Genomic DNA, 26,052 nt, shown 5'->3' with positions numbered 1-26,052 from the left:
TATTGTAAAATTAGAAGTTAGCTTTTAGTGATAATCCAATAGATCGGGTGATCGGTAATCCAAATGAATCTACCCCTACACCACCAGGTGTATTTCCTGATACCTGCTCAGGATCGAACGGCGCCTTTTTATAGAAGAAAAACAAATTCGTTCCTACAAGACTTACTGTTGCACTTCTCATATATTTTGAATTCACATCAAAGGTATAGGAGACTGATGCCTGGCGTAAACGTACTGTTGTAGCACTATACATATAGGCCTCATCAATCCCTGTATTATTTTCAATTCCTCCAATTGCTTTATAGTATGCTTTTGGATCTGTTTTGCCAGTATAGATCTGTCCTGCATTAGGTGTTCCCGGTGCATACACTGAATTTGGAATAGATACCCCTCCTGCATCACGAGCATTCGCAGAAGCCTGGCTCACACCATAAACATCATTCGCTTTTTCAGTAAGTGATAATACCTGTCCTCCAAATTTCCCATCAACAAGGAAGGAAATGCCTAATTTACCAATATTAAAATTATTGTTAAAACCTAAGATAAATTTAGGATTTGGGTTACCTAAATAACCAAGGCTCCCTGTAGTTGCTAATGGAATACCATCTTTATCCACTAAAATACGACCCTGATCGTCTCTTTGATATTTAATTCCATAAATATCACCAAACGAACCTCCCAATTTCATTTTTGTGTAGTTTCCACCACCAGTCAATGAAAACAGTTGATCCTGAGGAATATTTAGGCTTGACGGAAATAGTTCCACGATCTTGTTTTTGTTCACAGATCCATTCAATGTGGTTGTCCAATCAAATTTCCCTGTGTTGAAAATCTTGTATGATAATGAAGATTCAAACCCCGTATTCTGTATCTTTCCGGCATTAATATAATATGAACCAGTAGGAATGCCTCCTAAATTGGAAGAGATCAATGTTTCTAACAATTGATTAGTAGCATTAGAGTCATAATAAGTAAAATCAAAATTAAGCCTGTTTCTAAGTATTCTCAATTCAGTACCTGCTTCAAATGTTTTATTAAGCTCCGGTTTTGGAAATAGATCCTTATAACGGGGATCAGTAACAAATGAACTCTTAGGATATACAATTGTTCCTGCGTCTACTCCAAAAGAATATCCTTTATTATATTCTAGCATTGCGTTTGATATATTTGGTGGCAACCCTAGCCCAACAGTAGCATAAGATGCCCTTAATTTCCAGAAATTAATAACTTCCGGAAGTTTAAAGACCGAGGATAATATAGCATTTGCACCTATTGATTCGTAGTCAAATCCTTTTCTACCAGTTAAGGCCAAAGTAGAATCCCAGTCGTTTCTGAATGTCATGTCCAGGTACAACATATTTTTGTATCCAACAGACGCACTGGCAAAAAATGACTGTACCTGTTTTTTTAAGTTATAATAAATATAATGATACCCATCTCCCGGAGCCCTGTTTCCTGGCCACAAAAGGTTATTTAGTGCAAATAAATTGGGTGTTACCAGACTGGCGTTATCAATTTGCGTTACTTTATTTCTTGTTGTATTAATACTTCCTCCCACTGTAAAGTCTAGAGAAATATCCTCACTTAATTTTGGGCTACCAACCAATAAAACATCTCCATAAGTGGAAGAATTTTCATATGTATTTCTAAGCAATCTTCCATTCGTTCCATTGACCAACAATGCCGGGTCTGAGTAGGCAGAAATTCCTCTCTGGCTATCGGAGATACTCCAGCTGTAGTTTCCACGCACTCTGGCAGTCAACCAAGGATTGATCTGGTAGGATAGAGCTACTGCACTGTATGTATTTTTGTTACTTACTGTCACCTTATCTCTATTCAATATCCAATATGGATTCTGTGTAGCAGGATTTCCTTTAAATGATCCGTCTGGCTTTACCTCCCACCAATTTTGGGCTGGAAGTAAACGATTTTTATCAATGTAGGAATAATTATCTCCCCCATACTGATCAAAATCTACTCCTCTAGGCAACCAATACAGACTCGTTAAGGGAGAAAAAGATACCCCCGGGGATTGTCTGTTTTCACTATTCTGTATGGAACCAATGAAGTTAGCATCCAACGTTAATTTATCATCCAGAAATTTACTGGAGTTTCTGAAAGAGACATTGTACTGATCAAAATAAGAAAGAGGAACAACTCCTTTGTTGGTTGTATTTCCTAAAGAAAAATAATTTGTTGATTTCTCATTTCCTGATTGAAAGGAAAGACTATTAACCCATGTTGTTCCGTTTTGTAGAAAATCTTTTAAGTAATCCTTAGAAGATCCTTTTGCTCCCCAACTCTGAACAGAGGCACCTGGAGTGTCGTTCGCCACAGATGGATCATAGGATAGATAACTGTGTTGCAATTTAGGAAGACTATATGCCCGTTCTACACTGAAACTAGAACTATAGCTAATAGAACTTCTTCCGGCTTTCCCCTTTTTTGTTGTGATTAATATTGCACCGTTACCACCTGCAGAACCATAGAGCGCTGAAGCTGAAGCTCCTTTAAGAAAATTCATGCTTTCAATATCATCTGGGTTGATGGAGCTTAATACATCCCCCGCATCTGGCATACTTGAATACTGACTGATCTCAGGAGCTTTCCCCGCATCATTGATGATTGGAATTCCATCGATCACATACAATGGCTGACTATTAGATACAGATTTATTCCCCCTCATTACCACTCTTACGGAACTTCCTACACCATTGGTTCTATTGATCTGCACATTGGAAACTTTTCCGTTGATGGAATTTAAAAGATTGGGAGTCTTTACAGCAGTCAGTTCATCTCCGCCAATCTGTTGGCTTGAATAGGTAAGAGAGCGTGCTTGTTTTTTGATCCCCAAAGATGTCACAACAACCTCTTCAATATCGGCTGTTTTAGTTGTATCGGCTGGCTTAGCTTCTTGTGCATATCCAAACACAGAAAAGGCTAATAAAACCGGTATAGCAGTTTTTCTCATAGGTAGATTAAATAGTGTTTAATTTAGAATCAGTACTTTACATCTTGTTTTTACTTATAAAACAAACCCAACTTATTTTGCTTAACATTTATGTATCATAAACACCAAACAATTAAAGTTTTGTTAAAATTTAATTCATATTGACAAATCTAATTTTTGTGCTCAATTAGATATAATACTATTTTGTCATAAAACGATATTATTTTTTCTAACATTTTTTAAGCCGTCTTATTTTCTCCTGACAGACAGTCTTTTATAATACTTTTAGAGATTAAAAATAATAGGTGTTTTTGATGATTTTTGCATGCAAATTGTGATTTATAATCAATTTATTCTGTCATTCTTATCGGTTTACTGCTTATCAAAAGAAAATCCGAATACCTAAATCCGGACTCAAGAATATGAAATCTTTTAAATAAAAAATATCATTCTATCTTTTTAACTCCTTTAAACTGCTCCTTAAATTCTGTGGGTGTTGTTTTTTTTATGGATTTAAAAACCTTATTAAAGTTGGCAATATTATTAAAACCTGCTTCAAAAGCAATTTCAGAAATAGTAAGGTTTTTTTCCATTAGCCAACGGGCAGCATAACTTACTCTTATCTCATTGAGGTAGTTCACAAAAGTTTTACCTGTCCTTTTCTTGATAAACCTATTAAAGCTCACACTACTCATATTGATCAGTGAGGCTATATGATCTAAGGTGATTTTATTCTCAAAATTTTTATGAACGAAATCATGGATCGTTTTCATTTTATCACTATCCACAAATGTCTCAAGTTCAATACTATAGGATGATAAGAGTGTCTTGTTTTCAGCGGTAGCCAATTCATTTAGAATTTTCATGATCTCTATAAAAGACTCAAAACTATTCATCTTTGATAAATTAAGAAATGATTCCTTCAGCTTTTCTGCCGTTTCCTTCGAGAACAAAATTCCCCTGATCGATTCATTGATCAAATTGCTAATGGGTTTCAGAATATTTTTCTGCATCAGAGATTGGTTAAAGAAATCCTGATTGAACTGTACTACAATTTCATACGTTTTCTTGTTCTTACATTTATAATTCGCCCAGCAATGTGGAAGATTAGGACCAACCAGCACTAATTCGATCTCTCCGATCTCTCCCGTATGATCACCTACCATCCGGCGATATCCTTTTCCTTTATAAATAAAATTGATCTCAATTTCCGGGTGATAATGATAGGGGAAATCAAAGGATGTTTTTATCCTGTCAAATACAAGAAAACTATCCTCTGGAGATAGAGGAGTTATTTCTCTCAGAATATTTTCTAAACTGCTCATATAGTTTTTAAAGAAAATTATATTTAAATGTAAATATTGATCATAGAATTATCGGAAATATATAAATTTTTATTCTTACATGCATGATACGAAGAATTAATAGAATTGACATTATTCATTTTTGTATCTTTATTGTTAAAGTATATCAATGCTCTCACAAAGTTTAATTTTTGAAGACCCTTATAAAAAGTTTGGATTCGATGTTTTTTCTGAAGAAAATTTAGACACCCTTAAAGAAAATAGGTTCCGTTCCGAGATCAAAATTTTTTTTGTTCCTCCTGGATATGAACTCAGTGTGGATTTCAATCATTACAAGACAGACGTACCTACGCTGTTTTTTCTTACTAATCAATACCTCGATGTAAAAAAGGGAAACCCGAACGAATCTGTTCTTCTTTATTATAATAGGGACTTTTACTGCATTCAGATCCACGATAAAGAAGTTGCCTGTGATGGGCTTCTTTTTCACAACATTTTTGAAATTCCAAAAGTAGAACTTGATTCAGAGGAGTCTATCGTTATTGAAAGTTTACTTAAAAATATAAGGCATGAGCTCGAATGGAAACAGTCGTCGAATGAGGAAATGATCAGAACCTATCTGAAACAGATTATCATTCATTCAACAAGAAAATGGAAAAAGCAAAACCTGGAAACGGATGTCGTTAATATTCCTGGTAATGAATTGGATGTATTCAGAGACTTTAGCAGAAACCTGGAAATCCATTTCAGGGAAAAACATAATGTTGCCGATTATGCAGAAATATTGCGTATTGCCCCAAAAACATTGACTCATAAATTTAAACATTTAAATTTGGAATCTCCAAATCAGTTGATCATTAACAGGATTTTGCTCGAAGCGAAAAGGCTACTATTTTATACGGATAAACCGGTAAAAGAAATTGCTTACGACCTCGGATATGAAGACCCTGCTTATTTCAACAGACTTTTTACAAACAAAGTAGGCAGTACACCTTCCAATTTCAAAAAAAGTTACTCATCGGGAAAAAAGTACAATATTTAGTTCTTTTTATCTATTGAGATCAACCCATCAACACCATACCTTTGTCATATCAAAAATCAATTTAAAATAATTTAAAAACAAAACATTATGAAACGTAACGCAACAGCCGTTTGGAACGGTAACATCAAAGAAGGAAAAGGAAGTTTAACGACTCAAAGTACTACTTTAAACGAAACACAGTATTCTTTCAACAGCCGCTTTGCTGATGGAGTAGGAACAAACCCGGAAGAGTTATTGGCTGCTGCTCACGCAGGATGCTTTACCATGAAACTAAGTGCAGAATTATCACAAGCAGGTTTTACTCCTGAGGAATTAAAAACAACTTCTGTGATTACCCTTGATCCAAGTATCGGAAAAATTACGAAGTCGGAATTAACTTTAACTGCAAAAGTTCCTGGCCTTTCTGAAGAGGATTTCCAAAAGTATGCTAAAATAGCTGAAGAAGGATGTCCTGTAAGTGCAGCTTTCAATTTTGAAATTACCTTGAATGCTACTTTAGCTTAAAACCTTACTACTATAACCAATTAACAACCTTAAAAACCAAACATTATGTCACACCATATCCAACCCGCAGAAACCGATCCACATATTCTAAAAGATATTCGCGCATTTCTTAAAGAACTCAACGGTGGAGGCGGAAAACCAATTGAAGAAATGTCGCCTGAAGACGCAAGACAAGTTCTTGTGGGAGCACAAAAATCAGTAAGTTTTGATTATTCTGATATTGAAGAGTCTGAAAGAACAATTACCCAGGATGGAATTTCACTAAATATCCACATTGTAAAACCTAAAGGAGCAAAAGATAATCTTCCGGTATTTATGTTCTTCCATGGTGGCGGATGGGTTTTAGGAGATTTTCCTACTCATAAAAGATTAGTGAGGGATCTTGTTGTAAAAAGTGGTGCTGTTGCAGTATTCCCGGATTACACACCTTCTCCTGAAGCTCAATATCCTACAGCTGTTAATCAAGCATATGCCGCTACAAAATGGGTTGCTGAAAATGGGAAAGATATTGGCGTTGATGGTTCAAAATTAGCGGTCGTTGGAAATAGTGTGGGTGGAAATATGGCTGCAGTAGTTTCTTTGATGGCAAAAGACAAAAACGGACCAAAACTTCAATACCAGGTTTTATTATGGCCAGTTACTGACTCTGATTTCTCAAGAGAATCTTATGAAAAATATGGACAGGAAAGATTTTTAACTGCTCCGTTAATGAAATGGATGTGGGATAACTATACCACAGATCTTGAAAAAAGAAAAGAGAAATATGCTTCACCATATCAGGCTTCTCTTGAAGAACTGAAAGGATTACCTCCGGCATTGCTTCACGTTGCTGAAAATGATATTCTTCATGACGAAGGGGTAGCCTACGGAAGAAAATTGGACGAAGCAGGAGTTCCTACCACACTTGCTGTTTATAAAGGATTCATTCACGATTACGGAATGCTGAATCCATTGGCTCACATTCCCGCCATTCAGGAATCAATAGCTCAGGCAGCTTCAACAATAAAAGAAGCTTTATTTAAATAAAATCATATTAAGTCTGGGAGTTAACACTCTCAGACTTAGTTTTAAAACCAAATATACCATTTGGTATATTTTTGTATATTTGCATATAATTTCATGATTATGTCAAAAGCAGAAAAGACCAAACAGTTTATTATTGAGACAACAGCCCCCTTATTTAATAAGAAAGGCTATCTCTCAACGACGCTTTCGGACATTACGGAAGCTACAGGATTAACAAAAGGCAGTATTTATGGCAACTTTGAAAACAAAGACGAAGTGGCGCTTGAAGCTTATAAATACAATTCAACATTATTGAGTAAGAGTATGGCCAGATCTTTGGGAGAGGACTTTCCTTCTGCCCTGGATAAATTAAAGGCCTTTGTCAATTTTTATCGCAAAAGCTGGAAAGCAGTTTTTCTTAATGGTGGATGTCCTCTGATGAATGCTGCTACCGAGGCAGACGATACTTTCCCAATACTAAAAAAACAGGTAACTCTATCTTTTGAGGGGTGGATTAAAAAAATCTCAACAACAATTGTTGAAGGTCAGAAAAATGGAGAGCTTAAGAAAAATGCGAACGCCAACGAATTGGCTTCCCTATTCATTATGCTAACCGAAGGAGGAATTTTACTTTCCAAAACAACTGGTGATGAAAGCTATCTAAATCTTGCCTTAGACAGAATATTATTAATTATAGATCAGGAACTCAATATCATTCCATCATAAATTTTATCATATGGAAACAAAAAAAGTGGCTATTATAGGATACAACAGAATTCCTTTTGCCAGAATGAATACCGCTTATGCAAATGCCGGAAATCAGGATTTGCTGGTCTCTGCTTTAAATGGATTAATAGACCGCTATCATCTGAAAGGGAAACTTCTTGGAGAGGTTGCCGGTGGTGCTGTTATCAAACATATTTCGGAAAGCAACCTCATCAGAGAAACCGTAATGAATACTTCTCTGGATCAGGCAACTCCGGCATGTGATCTGCAACAGGCCTGTGATACTGGAATTGAAGCCGCAATCTATATTGGAAATAAAATTGCCTTGGGTCAAATAGAAAGTGGCATCGCCTGTGGTGTCGAAGCAATGAGCAATATTCCTTTTGAATCATCAGCAAGATTGCGTAAAGCTCTCCTAAAAGCTAATAAAGAAAAATCAGCTTTCGGAAAGTTAAAGCAATTATTAAGTCCTAAGCTGAAAGACTGGATGCCAATTCCTTATAAAGGGCAAGAACCTAAAACTGGTTTAGTGATGGGTGAACACACGGAAATAACTGCAAAATACTACCAGATATCCCGGGAAGATCAGGACGAACTGGCTTTTAAAAGTCACAAAAATATGGCAAAAGCTTATGATGAAGGTTTCTTTAGTGATATGATCACCCCTGCTTTTGGCCTGGATAAAGACAACAACCTGCGCATTGATACAAGTCTTGAAAAATTAGCTCAGCTAAAACCCGCTTTTGATAAAAAAAACGGAACCTTAACAGCTGGAAATTCTACCCCATTTACAGATGGAGCTTCAGCTATTTTATTAGCAAGTGAAGAATGGGCAAAAGAAAATAACCTCCCGATCTTAGCATATATTACCTTTTCAGAATTAGCCGGAATTGAATATGTTGAAAATAAACAAAATTTACTTTTAGCGCCTGTTTTTGCAGCAGAAAGAATGTTGAAAAAAGCAGGAATGAGCCTTGAAGATTTTGATTATTATGAAATCCATGAAGCTTTTGCAGCACAGGTTCTGGCAACAATTAAAATTTGGGAAAATGATGATCTCGCTAAAAAATTTGGCCTCGAAAAAGCATTGGGAAAAATAGACAGAAATAAACTTAACGTAAAAGGAGGAAGCCTTGCTGCAGCCCATCCATTTGCAGCAACAGGTGGTAGAATAATTGCCACACTGGCTAAACTTTTAAATGAAAAAGGAAGTGGAAAAGGCTTTATTTCAATTTGTGCGGCCAGAGGGCAGGGAATTACAATGATCTTAGAAAAATAAGAATTACAATATGGATCGATTAGAACAGTTAAGACAATTCATTGGAAGGGAATTTGATCAGTCTCCTTCACCTTTTATGAAATGGCTGAATCCCATTATTATTTCCGTAGAAGAAGGAAATCTGGAATTTCAGTATACCGTACGTCCGGAGTGGCTGAATCCTATTGGCAAACTTCATGGTGGAGTAACCGCGGCTATTGTTGATGACATGATAGGTGCCACTATGTTTTCACTAAATGAAAATTCTTTCATAACAACCATAAATAATGTCATCGATTATTTTTCAACTGCGAAAGAAAATGATAATATTGTAGCGGAAACTAAAATCATTAAAAGAGGGAAGCAATTTGTGAATGCCCAATGCGAAATATGGAACGCAGATAAAACAAGATTAATTGCAAGGGGAACCTCTAATTTATTTAAAATCAATAACTAGGTATGAAAAGAGTTGTCATTACAGGAATGGGTGCTGTTACACCCTTGGGAAACAATGTCGAAGATTTCTGGCAAAACAGTATTAATGGAGTAAGCGGAGCTGCTTTGATCAAACATTTCGATGCAGAAAAATTTAAAGTTCACTTTGCATGCGAAGTAAAAGGTTTTGATCCTAAAGTTCATTTAACTCATAATGAAATAAAAAGAAGTGATCTTTTCACACAGTATGCAATGTATGCCTCTGCAGAAGCGATTCAGGATTCAGGATTAGATTTTGAAAATATGGATCCTTTTGACACCGGAGTGATCTGGGGAACAGGACAGGGAGGGATGTTAACTTTCGAAAATGAAGTTGCAGAATATTATACTGGGGATGGAACGCCCCGTTTTAATCCGTTCTTTGTGCCAAAATTCATTGCTAACATGGCTTCCGGAATGATTTCCATGAAATATGGACTTCAGGGAATTAATTATACCACCGTTTCTGCTTGTGCAACTGGAAATACAGCATTAATGGATGCCTTTAACTATATCCGTTTAGGCAAAGCAAAAGTAATTATCAGTGGGGGTTCAGAAGCTGGTATTACCCCGGCTTCAGTGGGTGGATTCTCTACTATGAAAGCCATGTCTACGAGAAATGATGATTTTGCAACAGCAAGCCGCCCTTACGACGCTGAGAGAGACGGCTTTGTGATCGGAGAAGGTGCTGGCTCTCTTGTTCTTGAAGAATATGAGCATGCAAAAAGCAGAGGAGCAATAATATATGCTGAATTGGTAGGTGCAGCAATGACTGCAGATGCCTATCATATGACTGCACCTCATCCTGAGGGAGCAGGGGCAATCAAAGCGATGCAGCTATCTCTTAAGGAAGCTGGTGTAAATGCAGAAGATATTGACTATATCAATCCACATGCTACCTCAACACCCCTGGGCGATCTAATTGAGCTAAAAGCGATCAGCAGTATTTTCAAAGGAAGTAAAAAACTGGATATCAGTGGAACGAAATCAATGACGGGACATTTATTAGGTGCTGCAGGTGCTGCAGAAGCGATACTCTCGATAAAAGCGATCCAAAATGGAATTATTCCACCAACCATTAACCTTCATAACATTGATCCGAATATTCCAAAAGATGTTAACATCGTATTTAATGAAGCAAAAGAAAAGGATATTACTTATGCATTAAGTAATGCTTTTGGATTTGGCGGGCATAATGCAACAGTGATTTTCAAAAAATTTAGCCACTAATATCTCGCAGATCAAAGAGATTCAGCAGATTTTAGATACAAAAAAAAGCAGTCAAAATTGACTGCTTTCTCATTTTATTCAGAATCAGGAATAAAAAAATCATCTTCACCCTCTGCAATTGGAATATAAAGCCTCTCCCATTGATCTCCCTTCATTATTTCCCAACTATGACCAACACCATCAGTATCTCCTGCAACTAGAATTATTCCCGGTTCAATTAGAAATGTAGAACCATCACTAACTTTAAATAAAATTTTTCCTTTTAATGTGACCACATACTGCCTCCTGGGAGCTGGATGTACATTCTTTTCCCATTCTTCTGTCATGGTACTTATCCAAAAAGTAGTGGTATTCATGGATTTCAATGTGGGTATTTTACCTTTCTCGAATTTGCTTGTTCCATCAGGATTACTTAGCAATCTAAAAGAAGGTACAAACTCACTTTTGTTTTCCATGTTATATTTAATTATTTCTTACGGCACCATTATATATGTGAGCACCATTTATATTACTCCCTGTAAATTAAGACTTCAACCATTCAGACGAAGAAAGATAATTCTGATCAGGATAATAAATGAAGAGGCAATTTCTTCCTTTTATGGTATTAATGATAGGAGCAGTAAGGTCTTTTGGAATTGCGGGACACCCCCAGCTTCTTCCAATTCTTTTATGCATTGTGGCAAACTCTTCACTTACATAGTTCGCTCCATGCATTACAATTGCTCTTTTGTAGGCCGCATCATTAAATCCTTTATCCATTCCCAGTAATCTTAAAGAATATCCGTTGTCTCCATTATAGGTAGCATCCGTAATATAAAATCCCATGCTGCTTTGAAGTGAGCTTTCAGTATTTGAAAAGTTTGTTGCAAATTCCTCACCGGTGTTTTTTCCGTGAGCAACCAATGAATTAAATAGTACTTTCTTTTCCTGTGTATCAATCACCCAAAGTCTGTTTGTATTTGAAGACATAGAAAAATCGCAGATAGTTAATAAGTGCGAATCCTGGTTCAGCAATCCTGCCTTTTTCAAATTTTCAAATCCTGTTAATGCTTTAAAAAACACTTCTTCATTAAGCTCATGCCCTGGTTCAAATACAATTGATTTATATAATGCTTCTGATGAAGATACTGTACTTATCGTCTTCTCAGATTTCGTATCGTTTACTCTTTCAATTTTTTCTGTGCTTATGATCTCACTCCTTAAATTTCCTTTCTCCGGGGAAACATAAAATGAAGTAGTAACCATATACGCAAAGCCTAATAGGCTATATAATCCTTTCATTCAATCCTATGTAAAATATCAATTAGTGGAGCAAAATTATAAAAACATAATTACCAGACAGTTATAACTCTAAAAAGTTTAACTCTATTTAAGAAACTTTAACGGCCGTCAAAAGCATCTATCTGATTATAAATCTCTTCCAGTCTTTTCCAATAACTCCTATTTACAGGTTCATATAGAACATAAATACATTTGATGGCAAAAATATCCAGTGTACTTCTGGATTCCATCCAGTTCATAATATTTTTAACTAATCTTTTTTCATCAAATCCGCCCCATTCTCCAGCCGGATTTAATAGATTAGAAAAGAGCACTGGAAAAACTTCGTACTGATCAATTCTTTTAATTTCATCAAAACTAAAAGGGCTTTTATAAAGGCTTAAAGCTACATATTGAAAATCCGATTCCTGAAGTTCTGTATCCAGGTATAATTCGGATAATACATTCCATACCAGTTTTCGCTCATCCAGATGTTGCAGCTCTTCCAAAACAAATCTATTCTTTGGAATCCGGAACAAATTCCAGGCTCACGGAATTCATACAATATCTAAGTCCGGTAGGTTTTGGTCCATCATCAAAAACGTGCCCTAAATGAGAATCACATCTTTTGCAAAGCACCTCTACTCTTTCCATCCCATAAGCAGTATCTCTTTTATAATAAACACCTTCTTTATCGGCTTCAAAGAAACTTGGCCACCCGCAACTGCTTGCGAATTTTGATGTGGAACGAAACAAATGATGCCCGCAGACGGCACAATAATAGTCTCCTATTTCATCAAATTCATTATATTTTCCTGTAAAAGCCCTTTCCGTTGCAGCTTCTCTTGATACAGCATACAGATCCGGAGCCAAGATTTTTTTCCATTCTTCATTGGAAATGTTCAATTTTGTGGTATCTGTTCTTGAATAGTATGGATTGTTTTTTGCTTGGTTTTCCATAAATGTAATTTTGACAGGTTGAAGATTCTGCGAATGTAGTTGCAGAAAAACGATTACTCTAAATGAAATTAAAATTTCATAACCAAATTTACTAAATTTGATCATATGAATGATGAAGCTAAAAGAAAACAATTAAGAAAATATAAAGCTTTTGCTACTGGATTATTTGTTGTGATGGCGATAATTTTTGTGATTACCACTATTCTCCAGAAAACAAATACTTCCCATTGGATCGGTTATGTCCGTGCATTTTCTGAAGCTGCAATGGTAGGTGCCTTGGCTGACTGGTTTGCAGTAACCGCTTTATTCCGCCATCCGCTTGGGATCCCTATTCCCCATACCAATCTTATCGAAAACAGCAAAGAAAGATTGGGAGACAACCTTGGAAGCTTTGTGGTCACCAATTTCCTTTCCCCTCAAAATATTCGTCCCTATATTCAAAAGCTTAAAATTTCAAATTTTGTCGGTGAATGGCTGGTTAAAGAAAAGAATCAGGAAATTTTAATTAGAAACCTCTCTGATATTGTCCTTGACATTCTAAATAAATTGGATGATTCTGCTGTGAGTGGTTTTATCAGTAAAAAAGTTTCTGAAATGACGAATGATATTAAATTCAACGTTATTATTGGAAACGGGATCAATTATCTATTGGATAAAAACGACCATCAAAGGATTATAACCAATCTTTCAAAACAGATCAAAGACTATATCATTGAAAATGAAGAAATGATCGAGGACCGGGTGAAAAAGGGCAGTTATTCTTTTATCCCCTCGTTCGTTGACAATAAAATTGCCGAAAAAATAGCAAGTGGGCTTTCTGATTTTTTTAAAGAAGTAGAAGAAGATCCTCAACATGAGATCCGTTCATTAATTACAAAAAAGATTTACGAATTTTCGCAGGACTTAAAAGAGGATCCAAAATGGGAAGGTGAGTTTAAAAATATCAAAGATGGGCTTCTTAAAAATGATAAGCTGAATGAATATTCTAATGATATCTGGATTTCTATTAAAAGTACTCTGACTAAAGAGCTTCAGGAAGATCAATCTTCTCTTAAAAAATACATCTCCCAAAACTTAAATGAGTTTTCTCAGAATTTAAAAACTGACGAAAAACTTCAAAACAAAATTGATCATTGGGTACGTGTTACCGCTTATAAATATATTCTTAAAAACACCCATCAGTTTGGGAACCTCATCAGCTCAACGGTTGGAAATTGGAAAGGCAAGGAGCTAAGTGAAAAAATGGAACTTGAAGTTGGTAAGGACCTTCAGTTCATCCGGGTAAACGGAACACTGGTAGGAGGATTGGTTGGCTTAATTATTTACACTATTGCCCATTTCTTTATATGATCAAAAACTAAAACTAAGTATAACCAAATCATGAAAAAAATCATTTTACTACTCCTATACTTCATAGGCTGTCTTTCCTTCGCTCAAAAAGTTGAACTGAAAGACATTACAGATTCATCACAAATCTTCAAAGGAGAAATTGCAGGAGTTCCAATTACTATGCAATTACGTTATGCTGGAATTGTAGATTGCAGTCAATATCAACATTTTGTCGATGGATGGTATTATTATGATAAGTACCAGAAAAAAATCCCGTTAACCGGTATTTATGATTATGGAAATCTATATCTCTACAACTTTGGAAACAAACAAAAACAAAGTTCAAAAATACTTGTTGAAAAGATTACATCACCGCGACTGATCGAAAAAACAGACAGTATTGCAAAAACATTGAATCCCAAAGAAATTTTAAACTTTCAAAGTGATCATGCAGAACATGAAATTTCCGGAACTTTTATCCTGGGAAATACCACACACCCTGCAAAACTATTAACGAGAAACAGTATGATCTACAGATTCAACAACTATCTGATTCTCCCTAACAACAAAAAGATCAATACTTACGATTTCATAGATCCATACGGTGGCAATGAACTTGTTTCTTATATTTCCGATAAAACCGGAAATAGGGTCTTATTGTATTTTGAACGTACCTCCAATTTCAATGCTTGTGGAATGTGCGGCGCCAGTGAAGGAGAAAAGGGATATCGGGTTTTATACTTTACCAGCGACTGGAATTACAAAAAATACCAGGATTTTCTTACGGAAAGCTGTATCAATAATATTTACGATACTACAGAAAGTAAGACCAAGGATCCAAAAGTTTTGAAATTTAGTATTAAAAAAACAACGACAAGTCCTGCTTATACTTTGGTTGTAGATATTAAAAATGCTTCAGTTGTAAAATCGAAATAATATTAAAACAAAGGAAGTTGTTTATTTACAGCCTGGTTCTGCCATTTCGACGAAAGGAGAAATCTTTTAAATATTAGCATGCTCTTTTAAACGTTAGGGATTTTCTACAGGATTAAACCTTGGCATTCTTACAGAATACCAATTCAAATGTCACCTGAATTTAAAATCTATTCTACCTTGGCAGTCTACTTGCTCTTTTTAAAAGCTCTTGGTTGATTTCGTTGATCAATTCCGGACCTTCATAAATAAATCCTGTATAAAGCTGTATTAAACTTGCTCCAGCATCCAGTTTTTCAATAGCATCTTTTGCAGAATGAATCCCACCGACTCCAATGATCGGGAAAGCTCTACCACTTTTTTCAGAAAGAAAACGGATTACCTCTGTAGATCTTTTTGTTAAAGGTTTTCCGGAAAGTCCACCTGTTTCAGATTTATTTTCAGAAGTTAAATTTTCGCGGGAAAGTGTTGTATTTGTAGCAATAACACCAGCAATCTTTGTATCTTTTACAATATCAATGATGTCCAATAATTGATCGTCGGATAAATCTGGAGCTATTTTTAAAAGAATAGGTTTTGGATTAGCTTTCTCAGTATTCATCTGCTGTAAAGTACCTAAAAGCTGTGTTAAAGGCTCTTTATCCTGAAGCTCACGAAGGTTTGGTGTATTGGGAGAACTCACATTTACTACAAAATAATCTACATAAGGGAAAAGTTTCTCAAAACAAATTTTGTAATCGTTTACAGCTTCTTCATTAGGAGTCACCTTGTTTTTTCCTATGTTTCCGCCGATAAGGACATTTTTATTTTTTTTAAGTCTTTCAACAGCAGCATCTACTCCTTCATTGTTGAACCCCATTCTGTTGATGATAGCAGAATCTTCTTTCAGACGAAAAAGTCTTTTCTTATCATTACCAGATTGTCCTTTTGGAGTCAGCGTTCCAATTTCAACAAAACCAAAACCAAGATCTGAAAGCTCTTCAAAAAGCACTGCATTTTTATCAAAACCAGCAGCCAATCCAACTGGATTCTTAAATTTCAAACCGAAGACTTCCCTTTCCAATCTCTTATCTTCAATAGGTTTTGGAAGAAAAAGTTTTGTTAAGAAAGAGAAATTTTTAAGCATTGAAAAAGTAAAATAGTGAACTTCTTCAGGGTCAAATTTAAAAAGAATGGGACGGATCAGGTTTTTGTACATTGCCTTTTTTGGGAGACAAAGATAGCTGTTTTAGTGGAGAGTTGAAAATGGAAAGTTGAAAGTGGATAGGTCTTACAAACATGTCAGGAATACAAAGTCAAATCAAAATTCAAAATATCTCCTACTCTTTTGAATTCGTCATCGATAGTTGCATTTACCATAATTCTTTCGTTAGAAATAGGATGATTAAAAACCAATTGATGGGCGTGAAGTGTCATTTTGTTGATGCTAAATGTTTGAAGCCACAACTTATTTTGTTTGTTGCATCCGTGCTTACGACAGCCTAAAATAGGATGTAAAATATGCTTAAAATGCTTTCTCAACTGATGAAATCTTCCCGTTTCAGGAATGGCTTCAACTAAACAATATCTTGAAGTTTGATGTTTTAAAAAAGGTAATTCTATTTCTGAAATCTGTAAACGATGATAATACGTAATCGCGTTTTGCCTGACTTCGTTTTCATTAATTAAATCATAATCAATAGTTTCCTCTTCTTTTGCCCAACCACGAAGAATTGCAATGTATTTCTTTTCAACCTGCCGTGTAGCAAATTGCTCACTCATGATTTTCAACGTTTCTTTATCTAAAGTGAACAGCAAAACACCCGAAGTTTTTCGGTCAAGGCGATGTATGGGAAAAACATATTGCCCAATCTGCTTTCTTAATTCCTGAATAGCATAAGTATCTGCTTCTCCGGAATAAAAAGATTTATGAACCAATAATCCGCTTGGTTTATTGATGGCAATAAGATATTCATCGCGATAAAGAATTTCTAACATGGGACAAAAGTAGAAATTTTCGATCGATCTAGCCCGATTATAGTAGCATCATTTTGCGGAGTAAATACTTGATATTTCATTTACAATTCATCCTGTTAATAAAAATTTCAGTCCTATTTTCAAAAATCTCTATATTTATGTAATTTAAGAATATGAACGAATATTTTAATTTTTTCGTAGCACTTGTTATTATTTCCATAGTGGCAGTCGCTATTACTTTAGCAGCGACAGATCCTAAAAAGAATAAAGTAACAAGAATATTATTATTAATTGTGGCTGCAATTATATTCATTATCGGAGCTGGTGGTTGTTTGTTGATGACAATTTCTAATGTTGGTTCTTATCGATATTGATCCTTTGTCAAGCATAAAAATATAGTTGTAAAACTAATCGAACGATCTCTAAACCTGAAAAATCTCAGGCCTTTGGTTTCTGTTAATCTCATTATTTTCACGGAATGGTTTATCATTAAGCTATCATTTTTAGCATCCTAAATATTTAAAAGCAGTTTTTTAACTGCTTTTTTTGTTGAATTTCATGAATTTGGATTCCAAATTCATATTTTTGCACTTCAGACGTAAAAAAAATTATGGCAAAGCAAGAAGATGTTTTCAAGAAAGTGATTTCTCACGCTAAAGAATATGGTTTTATTTTCCCTTCCAGTGAGATCTATGACGGTTTATCCGCTGTTTATGACTATGGGCAGAATGGTGCTGAACTAAAAAATAATATCAAACAATATTGGTGGAAAGCAATGGTACAGCTTAACGAAAATATTGTGGGTATCGATTCAGCGATCCTTATGCACCCAACTACTTGGAAAGCATCAGGCCACGTGGACGCTTTTAACGATCCATTAATTGACAATAAAGATTCTAAAAAGCGTTTCAGAGCAGATGTTTTGGTAGAAGACTATTGTGCTAAAATTGAAGATAAAGAAAATAAGGAAATTGAAAAGACGGCAAAAAGATTCGGAGATTCTTTTGATAAAGCTCAGTTTGAAGCTACCAATCCTAAAATCCTGGAATACCGAGCAAAAAGAGAGGCTATTCTTTCAAGATTAGCGAAATCTCTGGAAAATGAAGACCTTGCTGATGTAAAATCATTAATTGAGGAATTGGAAATTGCTGATCCGGATACCGGTTCAAAAAACTGGACGGAAGTAAGACAGTTTAACCTGATGTTCGGAACGAAATTGGGAGCTTCTGCTGATTCGGCAATGGATCTTTATTTGAGACCTGAAACGGCTCAGGGTATTTTTGTTAATTTCTTAAATGTACAAAAAACATCCCGTCATAAACTTCCTTTCGGTATCGCTCAGATCGGAAAAGCATTCAGAAATGAGATTGTTGCAAGACAGTTTATTTTCAGAATGCGTGAATTTGAACAAATGGAAATGCAGTTCTTTGTAGCTCCGGGAACAGAACTTGAATTCTATGAACAGTGGAAAACAAAACGTCTGAACTGGCATCTTGCTTTAGGTCTAGGTAATGAAAATTACAGATTCCATGATCATGAGAAATTGGCTCATTATGCTAATGCTGCTGCAGATATCGAATTTAATTTCCCATTTGGTTTTAAAGAACTTGAAGGAATTCATTCAAGAACAGATTTCGACTTAAAAGCTCATGAGAAACACTCAGGAAGAAAACTTCAGTTTTTTGATCCTGAAAGAAATGAAAACTATGTTCCTTATGTTGTCGAAACTTCTGTAGGTCTGGATAGATTATTTCTTTCTGTATTCTCTCATTGTTTAAAAGATGAAATCCTGGAAGATGGTTCAGAAAGAACAGTTCTATCTCTACCCCCTGCTTTAGCTCCGGTAAAAGCGGCAATTCTTCCTTTAATGAAGAAAGATGGTATGGCAGAATATGCTGAGAAGATCTTTAATGACCTAAAATACGATTTCAACTTATTCTATGAGGAAAAAGATGCCATCGGAAAACGATACAGAAGACAAGATGCTATTGGTACTCCTTATTGTATCACAATAGATCATGATTCCCTTATTGACCACACCGTGACGATAAGAGACAGGGACACCATGAAACAGGAAAGAGTTCCGGTATCGGAATTAAGAAGGATCATTGATGAGAAAGTGAATTTCAGAAATTTACTTTCAAAAATATAGAACGAAAGCCTTGATTTTTTCAAGGCTTTTTTATTTTCTATAGGTTAATTCATTATTTTTGGCGCAAATTATAGCTATGAAAAAAATTCTATTGGTGGCCTTCGGTCTTGTTCAGGCGTTATATTATTCGCAAACACAGGATCTGGCGGCACTGGCTTCGGGAAAGTACATCGGAATGAATGCCCTTTTTGACACAAAAGATAATCTATACGGTTATGTTTCTGTATATTCCTATGGAAAGACAGGAAAAACCACTAACAAATTCGGTTATGTAATTCTGGATAAAAATTTAAATCCTGTTGCCAATAATGAATTTGAAGGAGACAACAGTGTTGGTTCTTATTTTGGATATTTAGATTTTAAAGGAAAGATCATTCTACAACCTACTGACATCACTTACATCCAACTTTTCAAAAGAGTACTGACCGCTCCTCCTCCTTCTATGGTTGTTGATCTAAAAACAAATACTGTTGCCCCTAAGGTCTATTATGACTATAAGGAAGGTGTTTTTACAGAAATCACTCAGCCAAAAACCTGGAAAGAGGAAAGAAAAGAAAACCGTGAAGAAAAGAAAGAAAAAGGGTATAACTACGTTTCTGCCGTTAGCGAAGTAAAAGAAGGAGGATTTATCGCTGTGGAGTATCATGACTATGGCAAATATGTCAATAATAACAGCATTATAAAATTTAATGAAAACAAAAAAGAGATCTGGAGGTATAAATACAACACCAATGGAAGCAAAAAAGTATTTTCTGATCTTAGTGTTTTAGATAAAGATGAAAAATATATCTACGGAATTTTAAGAAATGTAAATGGAGATGATAAAACATTTTCTATGCTTGTCATTGATATGAAAACCGGACAGGAGATTTCTAATAAACCTGTCACAGGCCTTTCACCTGAAACGATCTATAATATTGATTTTTTTGCAACAGGGGAATCTAGAATTGATAATGATAAAACTTTTGATGATAAGATTGTTTTAACCGGAAAGAATTTTGTTTCTGATAAAATGCGTGGCTTTGCCCGTCTGGTTGTCAATAAAAATGATTTTACTACAGATTTGAAGGCTTTAAATTTCAAACCTGATTATTCGGCTCACCTTAAAAATATCAGCGCAGATGGAGGGGTGGAAAACGGATATTACCTTCAGACCAAAGACATGTATTTTATGAGTGACGGAAGTGTCGGAATTTTATCTGAAAAATTTAAACCTGAAGGCCAGTACAATGCTCCCAAAACGACAGATCTTGTATATATCTATACCGATAAAGATTTCAATATAAAAGAACTGAAGGTTTTTGAAAAAGAAAAATCCAAGTGGGTAAATGCAGATTATCTGTTTTCACAGTATCTGAACGATGGGAAAGACGTAGTTTTCTTCTACCGCGATTATCAGAAAGATGAGGCAACGAGAGAAAAAAAATGGAATCTATTTATCAATACTGTAATCGATGGAAAATTCAAACAGGAAGTCATTCCGATTTCTGAAAAAGATAACTTTACAGTAACTCCATATGTAGGAAAAGAAGGTTATATTCTTTTGAGAGAATTTAATGAGAAAGAAAAATTCAATAAAATACGTCTTGAAAGACTTAACTACTAATAAAAGAATCCTGATTTGATCAGGATTCTTTGTTTTGATAATAATCAGCTATATTTTTTATATCCTCTAAACTGAGGTTCCACATAAAATTAAGGAATTGCTGATAGCTTTCACTTTGATTTTTGGGATCAACACGATCCAGATATCTGTTGAGATTATAATTTTTCCGGCCTTCATAAATCTTAGCAAAGCATTTCCCCAACCAGCTTTTATAATATTTTTCCTCTACGCCATCCTGTAAGAATTGAAGACTTGTATACACTCCTAATCCATAATCTTCAGAGTGATAAAAATCAGGTAAGACTTCCATACTTGCGATTTTTTCAAGTGAAGCAAATGACTCAGAAGCCTTTTCCGGCAATGCAGCAACGATTAATTCCGGGAATCTCTTTTTAAGCTTTTCTATCCGTAAAGTAATTTCAGGATGAGAGGCTAAAGAATCCTTATTTAGTTTTTCTTTAAAATGATTGTAATCATATATCGAAAAATCTTCCTTTTTAAGCCATTTTTCCTTAAACTCCTGCTTGGGAAGATTAAAATACTTCCTGTAAGTCTCTAGCTTTAATACCTTTGGTGAAATGGTATCAAAATCCTGAAGCCGTAATAGGGCATTTACAAATTCTTCTTTTTTAAAATCACTGTTTTTAAAGATTGTATAACCTAAAGAATCTGCCTGCATCTCATGCCCTCTTTTTTCTATTCCTTTTTTATACATCCTGTTCTTCAAAACGTCGAAAGCCCTTTGGTTCAGGTTTACTTTCGCTGATTTTAGATTATTGACAGTGAGTTTATCTTTTTCATCCTGAGTGATATAGTTTACAAATGCCTTCAGAGAATGCTGTTCAATTCTATGTCCCAATTCGTGCGAAATCACTGACGCAATCTGGTCATCATTATCCAGCCAGTTAAATAAACCTATATTAATTACGAAAGTCCCGTCTGCAAGACAATAAGCGTTGGGAGTATTATCTTTAGCAATCAATATTTTTAAATCTGTGGGGATCTGCGGATTATTCTTTCTCAAACGCTGAATTAAAGATTTAATCGTAGGATCAAATTCAGATTTGAAAATGAAGTCTTTATTTTTAACCTGTTTTTCAAAATCAGCCCCTATTTCTTTATAAATTTTAGCTAATTCTGAACCCGTCTTTCCTGAGTAACTGCTTTTTAGATTTTTAATCAGCAGCTCATTATTTGCATTAAATGTCTTTAAAAAGGCTATCCTTTCTTTATAGTCTGCAGTATCTATTGTTTTATAAGTCTGTGAAAAGCAGCTTATGGAAAATATGAACAATGCAAATACAATAAATCTTTTAATCATCTTTTCTTCAATAAGCGCAAAAATAACTTATTTGCCAATAGATTTTTATTTTCATGCTAAATTTATTTTAAATTTGTTAAAGACACATTTAAACAAAAATGCTAAAATATATTATTGGCGGAGCAGCTGCCACAGTAGCTCTTTCTTATCTTTTCGGATACGATTATTTATTCAGTGGAATTGCTAAAACGTATTTTAAAGGCAGGTCAAGCGCAAACATTGATGATGGAAAACTCTTTCCCAGTAATATCATTGCAACAGAGTCACCAAAGCTTTGGGAAGAAGATCCATTATACAACAAAACAGACTTACCTAAAACCATAGTTGACAACCTTATCCATTCTAATACGGCCTCTTTCTTAGTGATCAAAAACAGCAAATTAGTTCATGAGCAATATTGGAACGGATATGATCAACTATCTAAAACTAACTCTTTCTCTATGGCTAAAGCTGTTACAGTAATGCTTTTGGGGAAAGCTTTAGAAGAAGGTAAAATAAAAAATATTGACCAGAAATTTTCAGATCTTTTCGATGATTTCAAAAACAAAAAATTTGGCGATCAGCTTACCCTAAAAAATCTTGCTCAGATGGAGTCTGGTCTGGATTGGGATGAAGATTACAAAAATCCCTTTCGTCCCAATGCAAAAGCTTATTATGGGAGGAGTCTTATAAAAGCTACTTTTACAAAAAGATTTAAAGCAGAGCCAGGTTCAAAGTTTGAATATCAAAGTGGTTCGACACAACTATTAGGTTTTGCCATAAAAAAATCAATAGACCAAACACTAGCAAGTTATTTATCAGAGAAATTCTGGATTCCTTTAGGAATGGAACAAAATGCAGAATGGAGCGTAGATAACAGCAGAATGGAAAAAACATACTGTTGCATACATTCTAATACCCGGGATTTTGCCAAACTAGGTCAACTGTTTTTAGACCATGGTAAAGCTGATGGTATTCAGGTTCTCAATGCTGAATTTATTGAGCAGATGAGAACACCTACAAAAAAATCGGATAACATTTACGGAATGGGACTTTGGATCAATCATGACAATCCCATTAAACACTATTATTTTCTAGGACTTCAGGGTCAATATATCATTATGATACCTGATCATAATATGGTTATTGTAAGAACCGGAAGCTACGAAAACTCACCTAAAAATGACAGAGGAAGACCTGATCAGGTAAAATTTCTTGTAAATGAAACCGTAAAATTATTTCAATAGGATTATGGAAAAGCATAGCATTAAAATTGATTTATATATTGAAAAATCTCAGGATTTTGCCAAACCTATCTTAAATTACCTTCGTGAAATCATTCATGAATTCTGTCCCGATGCTGAAGAAACTATAAAATGGGGTTTCCCTCATTTTCTTTACAAAGGAAAAAATCTTTGTGCTATGGCCTCCTTCAAACAGCATTGTACTTTTGGATTCTGGCTTGAAAAAGAAATGAAAACAATGCAGGAAATCACAGAGACTATTGAGAAAAACTCGATGTTTAGTTTAGGAAAGATTACAAAAATAGAAGATCTGCCCTCAAAACCTCAACTGAAAAAAGCAATTAAAGAAGCGATGGATCTTATGGATATGGGTGTTACCATGAAAAAAGCACCTGTTTCGAAAACTGAAGTTCCCATTCCGGATGATCTTCAAAAAGCATTGGACAAAAACAAAAAAGCTTTAGATATTTTTCAGAAGGCTTCACTTTCTTTCAGAAAAGAATATATCCTATGGATTTCTGAAGCTAAAACAGAAGTTACCCGTAATAAAAGAATGGAACAGGCTCTGGAATGGATATCTGAAGGTAAATCCCGCAATTGGAAGTATGAAAAAAAATAAAAAGATCCCCATACTATAATATTATCATCCTGGTAAAACTCCAATTATTTTTCACAAGCGCAATGTTCCTGAGAAGCTTGAAAGCTCCAATAATTGTACGCATCTGTTTATAAATCATACAGTTCAAAATCGACGTAATTAATGAATACAACAAGTTAATTCTATTTTAAATACGTCAAGTTTTGGCGCTATCCATATGTATTTTTGTTTCCTAAAAGACTAAAAATTGTATTATGGATAAAGTGACTTTAGAACGGATAGAAAAACTTCACCCTTTGGTAAGAGAGGAAGTAAAACAAATTATTAAAGAATGTGATGAAGCTCTTGCTGGCAGAGCTAAAGTAAGAATTACCCAAGGTTTGAGATCTTTTGAAGAGCAGGAAAAACTATATGCGATCGGAAGACTTACGACGGGAAAGAAAGTAACCAATGCCAAAGCAGGGCAAAGTATTCACAATTATGGGCTAGCGGTTGACATTTGTTTGATGATCGACGGAAAAGCAGTTAGTTGGGATACTGCAAAAGACTGGGACAATGATGGTGTTGCCGATTGGTATGAATGTGTAAAGATTTTTGCCAAACATGGTTGGGACTGGGGAGGAAACTGGAAAACATTCAAAGACCTTCCGCACTTTGAAAAAAAGAACATTTTAACAAAAAAAGGCCTAATAAAAACTACCTGGAGAAACCTGGCTAAAATGCCTGCGGATAAGAGCGGATATATCATTATATAATTCTCTTTTATTTGAAAATAATTATAATACGACAAGTTCTGTCGCTTCCCTGATCTACCTTTGCTTTACAAGAAAACAATAAAAAACAATGAAATCTACATGACAAAAATAATTGTTTTATCTAGAAAAATGAACCTTGGTTTTAAACATTAAAGATTGTAAGTGTCGCTTTAACAATTAATACCATCACATGAAAAAGACAACCATTCTTTCTTTAGACGGCGGCGGAATAAGAGGTATTATCACCTGTATTATTTTACGTTACATAGAAGAACAACTACAATATTATGATAAACCCAATGCAAAACTTGGCGATTATTTTGATTTGGTAGCAGGAAGCAGCACAGGAGGACTCATTGCTTCTATTATACTGTGCCCGGATGAACACCGAAAAGCAAAATACTCTATTCAGAAAGGATTAGAATTATATGCTGAAAAAGGTGGCGACATATTTCAGGTTTCTTTTTGGGAGAAACTGGTAAATCCGTTTGGCTTACTCAACGAAAAGATTTCCCAAGAAGCACTGGAAAAAAATCTAAATGATTTTTTTGGACATCTTGAATTAAAAGAATTAATAAAACCTTGTTTGATTACCAGTTATGATATTGAAAACAGAAGGGCTAAACTTTTTAACTCATGGGAAGCCAGCTTAAGTACGGATAACTTTTATGTAAAAGATGTTTGCCGGGCAACTTCAGCAGCACCTACCTATTTCAGTCCTGTACAGATCAAATCGATGTATGGACAATTATTCAGCCTTATTGATGGTGGGATGTTTGCGAACAACCCTGCACTTTGTGCTTATGCGGAAGCAAGAAAGATCCCTTTTGCGGAAGTGCTGAGAAACCATCAGAAAGCCAATCACCCTACAGTAAATGATATGATCATGATATCTATAGGAACAGGAATTGAATCCCGCAGCTATTCTTTTAAGAAATTAGAAAAAGCCGGAAAAATTGGCTGGGTAACTCCTATTATTGATATTTTGATGTCTGCTAATGCAGAAACTGTTGATTACCAACTTTGCCAGATGTTTCAGACATTGGGTTTGAGAAATCAGAAGAATTATTATCGGATCAATCCATCCTTAAAAAATGCTTCTCCTGCAATGGATAATGTAAGACGTTCTAATATCGAAAATCTGATACAAGCTGGATTAAGTTATATAGATGATAATAGAGAAACATTGAATCAGATTGTACAAAAACTCATCAGAAACAAAATATAAGCTAAAAAGCTTATATTGGACTAAAATAAGCTTATGAGCTTATATTAATAGATTCCTATTTTTTTAATTAAAATAAAAAACACGCCAGATTTTGGCGCTTTTCGAAGTTATATTTGAAGTATAAATAAGACCAAAATAAAACAAAATAATAATGGAAGAAAATTATAACACGACGAGTTTTGGCGCCACCTTAAACTATCTTTGAAGTAACAAAATAACCAAGGAAACAAGAACTAAA

General features: G+C 34.9%; 25 protein-coding genes. 16 read left to right on the top strand and 9 right to left on the bottom strand.

Translation table 11 applies throughout. The annotated features are described in order from the left end of the window. Positions 1-10 precede the first annotated feature (10 nt). Together AC3WRL_RS08675 and AC3WRL_RS08670 are read right to left on the bottom strand one after the other, a co-directional pair. Positions 11-2,971, bottom strand: a complete 2,961-nt coding sequence (locus tag AC3WRL_RS08675; protein ID WP_214830502.1) for a SusC/RagA family TonB-linked outer membrane protein — start codon at positions 2,969-2,971, stop codon at positions 11-13. Positions 2,972-3,396: 425 nt separating this feature from the next. After that, positions 3,397-4,275 carry an AraC family transcriptional regulator gene (locus tag AC3WRL_RS08670; protein ID WP_492330105.1) on the bottom strand — a complete coding sequence of 293 codons (879 nt, stop codon included), beginning with the start codon at positions 4,273-4,275 and terminating at the stop codon, positions 3,397-3,399. A 148-nt stretch (positions 4,276-4,423) separates the two neighbouring features. Between AC3WRL_RS08670 and AC3WRL_RS08665 the strand changes: the two genes are divergently transcribed. The 7 genes from AC3WRL_RS08665 (at position 4,424) to fabF (ending at position 10,493) form a co-directional block, all read left to right on the top strand. Beyond that, positions 4,424-5,296, top strand: a complete 873-nt coding sequence (locus tag AC3WRL_RS08665) for a helix-turn-helix domain-containing protein (RefSeq protein WP_214830498.1) — start codon at positions 4,424-4,426, stop codon at positions 5,294-5,296. 87 nt (positions 5,297-5,383) lie between these two features. After that, on the top strand, positions 5,384-5,800 hold the full coding sequence (locus AC3WRL_RS08660; protein ID WP_089028566.1) for an OsmC family protein: 417 nt from the start codon (positions 5,384-5,386) through the stop codon (positions 5,798-5,800). 45 nt (positions 5,801-5,845) lie between these two features. Further along, positions 5,846-6,826: an alpha/beta hydrolase gene (locus AC3WRL_RS08655; RefSeq protein ID WP_261510765.1), complete on the top strand. Its 981-nt coding sequence runs from the start codon at positions 5,846-5,848 to the stop codon at positions 6,824-6,826. A gap of 99 nt (positions 6,827-6,925) precedes the next feature. Continuing rightward, positions 6,926-7,531, top strand: a complete 606-nt coding sequence (locus AC3WRL_RS08650) for a TetR/AcrR family transcriptional regulator (protein WP_214830494.1) — start codon at positions 6,926-6,928, stop codon at positions 7,529-7,531. Between the two features lie 10 nt (positions 7,532-7,541). After that, positions 7,542-8,810 (top strand): acetyl-CoA C-acetyltransferase, encoded by a 1,269-nt coding sequence (locus AC3WRL_RS08645; RefSeq protein WP_261510762.1) that lies wholly within the window; start codon positions 7,542-7,544, stop codon positions 8,808-8,810. Between the two features lie 10 nt (positions 8,811-8,820). Further along, positions 8,821-9,246 (top strand): PaaI family thioesterase, encoded by a 426-nt coding sequence (locus tag AC3WRL_RS08640; RefSeq protein ID WP_261510761.1) that lies wholly within the window; start codon positions 8,821-8,823, stop codon positions 9,244-9,246. A 2-nt stretch (positions 9,247-9,248) separates the two neighbouring features. After that, positions 9,249-10,493, top strand: coding sequence for a beta-ketoacyl-ACP synthase II (gene fabF, locus AC3WRL_RS08635; RefSeq protein ID WP_214830484.1), 1,245 nt, complete (start codon positions 9,249-9,251; stop codon positions 10,491-10,493). Between the two features lie 74 nt (positions 10,494-10,567). Here fabF and AC3WRL_RS08630 read toward each other — a convergent pair whose 3' ends face one another. The 4 genes from AC3WRL_RS08630 to msrB form a co-directional block, all read right to left on the bottom strand. Next, positions 10,568-10,948, bottom strand: coding sequence for a cupin domain-containing protein (locus tag AC3WRL_RS08630; RefSeq protein ID WP_261510758.1), 381 nt, complete (start codon positions 10,946-10,948; stop codon positions 10,568-10,570). A 67-nt stretch (positions 10,949-11,015) separates the two neighbouring features. Continuing rightward, complete coding sequence (locus AC3WRL_RS08625) at positions 11,016-11,774, bottom strand: murein L,D-transpeptidase catalytic domain family protein (RefSeq protein WP_261510756.1); 759 nt, start codon at positions 11,772-11,774, stop codon at positions 11,016-11,018. 98 nt (positions 11,775-11,872) lie between these two features. After that, the gene (locus AC3WRL_RS08620) at positions 11,873-12,262 is read right to left on the bottom strand and encodes a DUF7079 family protein (RefSeq protein ID WP_214830479.1); all 390 of its coding nucleotides are present in this window, start codon (positions 12,260-12,262) and stop codon (positions 11,873-11,875) included. A gap of 7 nt (positions 12,263-12,269) precedes the next feature. After that, positions 12,270-12,713, bottom strand: coding sequence for a peptide-methionine (R)-S-oxide reductase MsrB (msrB, locus tag AC3WRL_RS08615; RefSeq protein ID WP_214830477.1), 444 nt, complete (start codon positions 12,711-12,713; stop codon positions 12,270-12,272). A 105-nt stretch (positions 12,714-12,818) separates the two neighbouring features. Here msrB and AC3WRL_RS08610 point away from each other — a divergent pair, with 105 nt between their 5' ends. Both AC3WRL_RS08610 and AC3WRL_RS08605 read left to right on the top strand, forming a co-directional pair. Beyond that, the gene (locus AC3WRL_RS08610) at positions 12,819-14,063 is read left to right on the top strand and encodes a DUF445 domain-containing protein (protein WP_492330104.1); all 1,245 of its coding nucleotides are present in this window, start codon (positions 12,819-12,821) and stop codon (positions 14,061-14,063) included. Between the two features lie 30 nt (positions 14,064-14,093). Next, a complete protein-coding gene (locus AC3WRL_RS08605) occupies positions 14,094-14,978 on the top strand; it encodes a hypothetical protein (RefSeq protein WP_492330103.1) in 885 nt (294 codons plus the stop codon). 172 nt (positions 14,979-15,150) lie between these two features. On the opposite strand, the gene AC3WRL_RS08600 is transcribed toward AC3WRL_RS08605, so the two are convergent. Beyond that, positions 15,151-16,173, bottom strand: a complete 1,023-nt coding sequence (locus AC3WRL_RS08600) for a quinone-dependent dihydroorotate dehydrogenase (RefSeq protein ID WP_492330102.1) — start codon at positions 16,171-16,173, stop codon at positions 15,151-15,153. An 83-nt stretch (positions 16,174-16,256) separates the two neighbouring features. After that, the gene (locus AC3WRL_RS08595) at positions 16,257-16,952 is read right to left on the bottom strand and encodes a pseudouridine synthase (RefSeq protein WP_261510746.1); all 696 of its coding nucleotides are present in this window, start codon (positions 16,950-16,952) and stop codon (positions 16,257-16,259) included. A 152-nt stretch (positions 16,953-17,104) separates the two neighbouring features. On the opposite strand from AC3WRL_RS08595, the gene AC3WRL_RS08590 reads away from it, so the two are divergent. The 3 genes from AC3WRL_RS08590 to AC3WRL_RS08580 all read left to right on the top strand — a co-directional run bounded on the left by AC3WRL_RS08590 (position 17,105) and on the right by AC3WRL_RS08580 (position 20,689). Continuing rightward, positions 17,105-17,305: a hypothetical protein gene (locus tag AC3WRL_RS08590; RefSeq protein WP_214830461.1), complete on the top strand. Its 201-nt coding sequence runs from the start codon at positions 17,105-17,107 to the stop codon at positions 17,303-17,305. Positions 17,306-17,541: 236 nt separating this feature from the next. Then, positions 17,542-19,083, top strand: coding sequence for a glycine--tRNA ligase (locus tag AC3WRL_RS08585; RefSeq protein ID WP_492330101.1), 1,542 nt, complete (start codon positions 17,542-17,544; stop codon positions 19,081-19,083). A gap of 76 nt (positions 19,084-19,159) precedes the next feature. Then, positions 19,160-20,689: a hypothetical protein gene (locus AC3WRL_RS08580; RefSeq protein WP_492330100.1), complete on the top strand. Its 1,530-nt coding sequence runs from the start codon at positions 19,160-19,162 to the stop codon at positions 20,687-20,689. Positions 20,690-20,708: 19 nt separating this feature from the next. Here the strand turns inward: AC3WRL_RS08580 and AC3WRL_RS08575 are convergent, their stop codons facing one another. Next, complete coding sequence (locus AC3WRL_RS08575; protein WP_492330099.1) at positions 20,709-22,010, bottom strand: M48 family metalloprotease; 1,302 nt, start codon at positions 22,008-22,010, stop codon at positions 20,709-20,711. A gap of 98 nt (positions 22,011-22,108) precedes the next feature. Here AC3WRL_RS08575 and AC3WRL_RS08570 point away from each other — a divergent pair, with 98 nt between their 5' ends. The 4 genes from AC3WRL_RS08570 (at position 22,109) to AC3WRL_RS08555 (ending at position 25,814) form a co-directional block, all read left to right on the top strand. Further along, positions 22,109-23,236: a serine hydrolase domain-containing protein gene (locus AC3WRL_RS08570; protein ID WP_214830453.1), complete on the top strand. Its 1,128-nt coding sequence runs from the start codon at positions 22,109-22,111 to the stop codon at positions 23,234-23,236. Between the two features lie 4 nt (positions 23,237-23,240). Further along, on the top strand, positions 23,241-23,852 hold the full coding sequence (locus AC3WRL_RS08565) for a YdeI/OmpD-associated family protein (protein WP_214830452.1): 612 nt from the start codon (positions 23,241-23,243) through the stop codon (positions 23,850-23,852). A gap of 233 nt (positions 23,853-24,085) precedes the next feature. Further along, a complete protein-coding gene (locus tag AC3WRL_RS08560) occupies positions 24,086-24,586 on the top strand; it encodes a M15 family metallopeptidase (protein WP_492330098.1) in 501 nt (166 codons plus the stop codon). 190 nt (positions 24,587-24,776) lie between these two features. Continuing rightward, positions 24,777-25,814 (top strand): patatin-like phospholipase family protein, encoded by a 1,038-nt coding sequence (locus AC3WRL_RS08555; protein ID WP_214830448.1) that lies wholly within the window; start codon positions 24,777-24,779, stop codon positions 25,812-25,814. The last annotated feature ends 238 nt before the right edge of the window (positions 25,815-26,052 follow it).

The organism is Chryseobacterium sp. FW101-FHT12H09 (genome assembly GCF_058790395.1).
The sequence above is the reverse complement of the archived record's forward strand: the minus strand, read 5'-3'. Positions and strand labels throughout refer to the sequence as shown.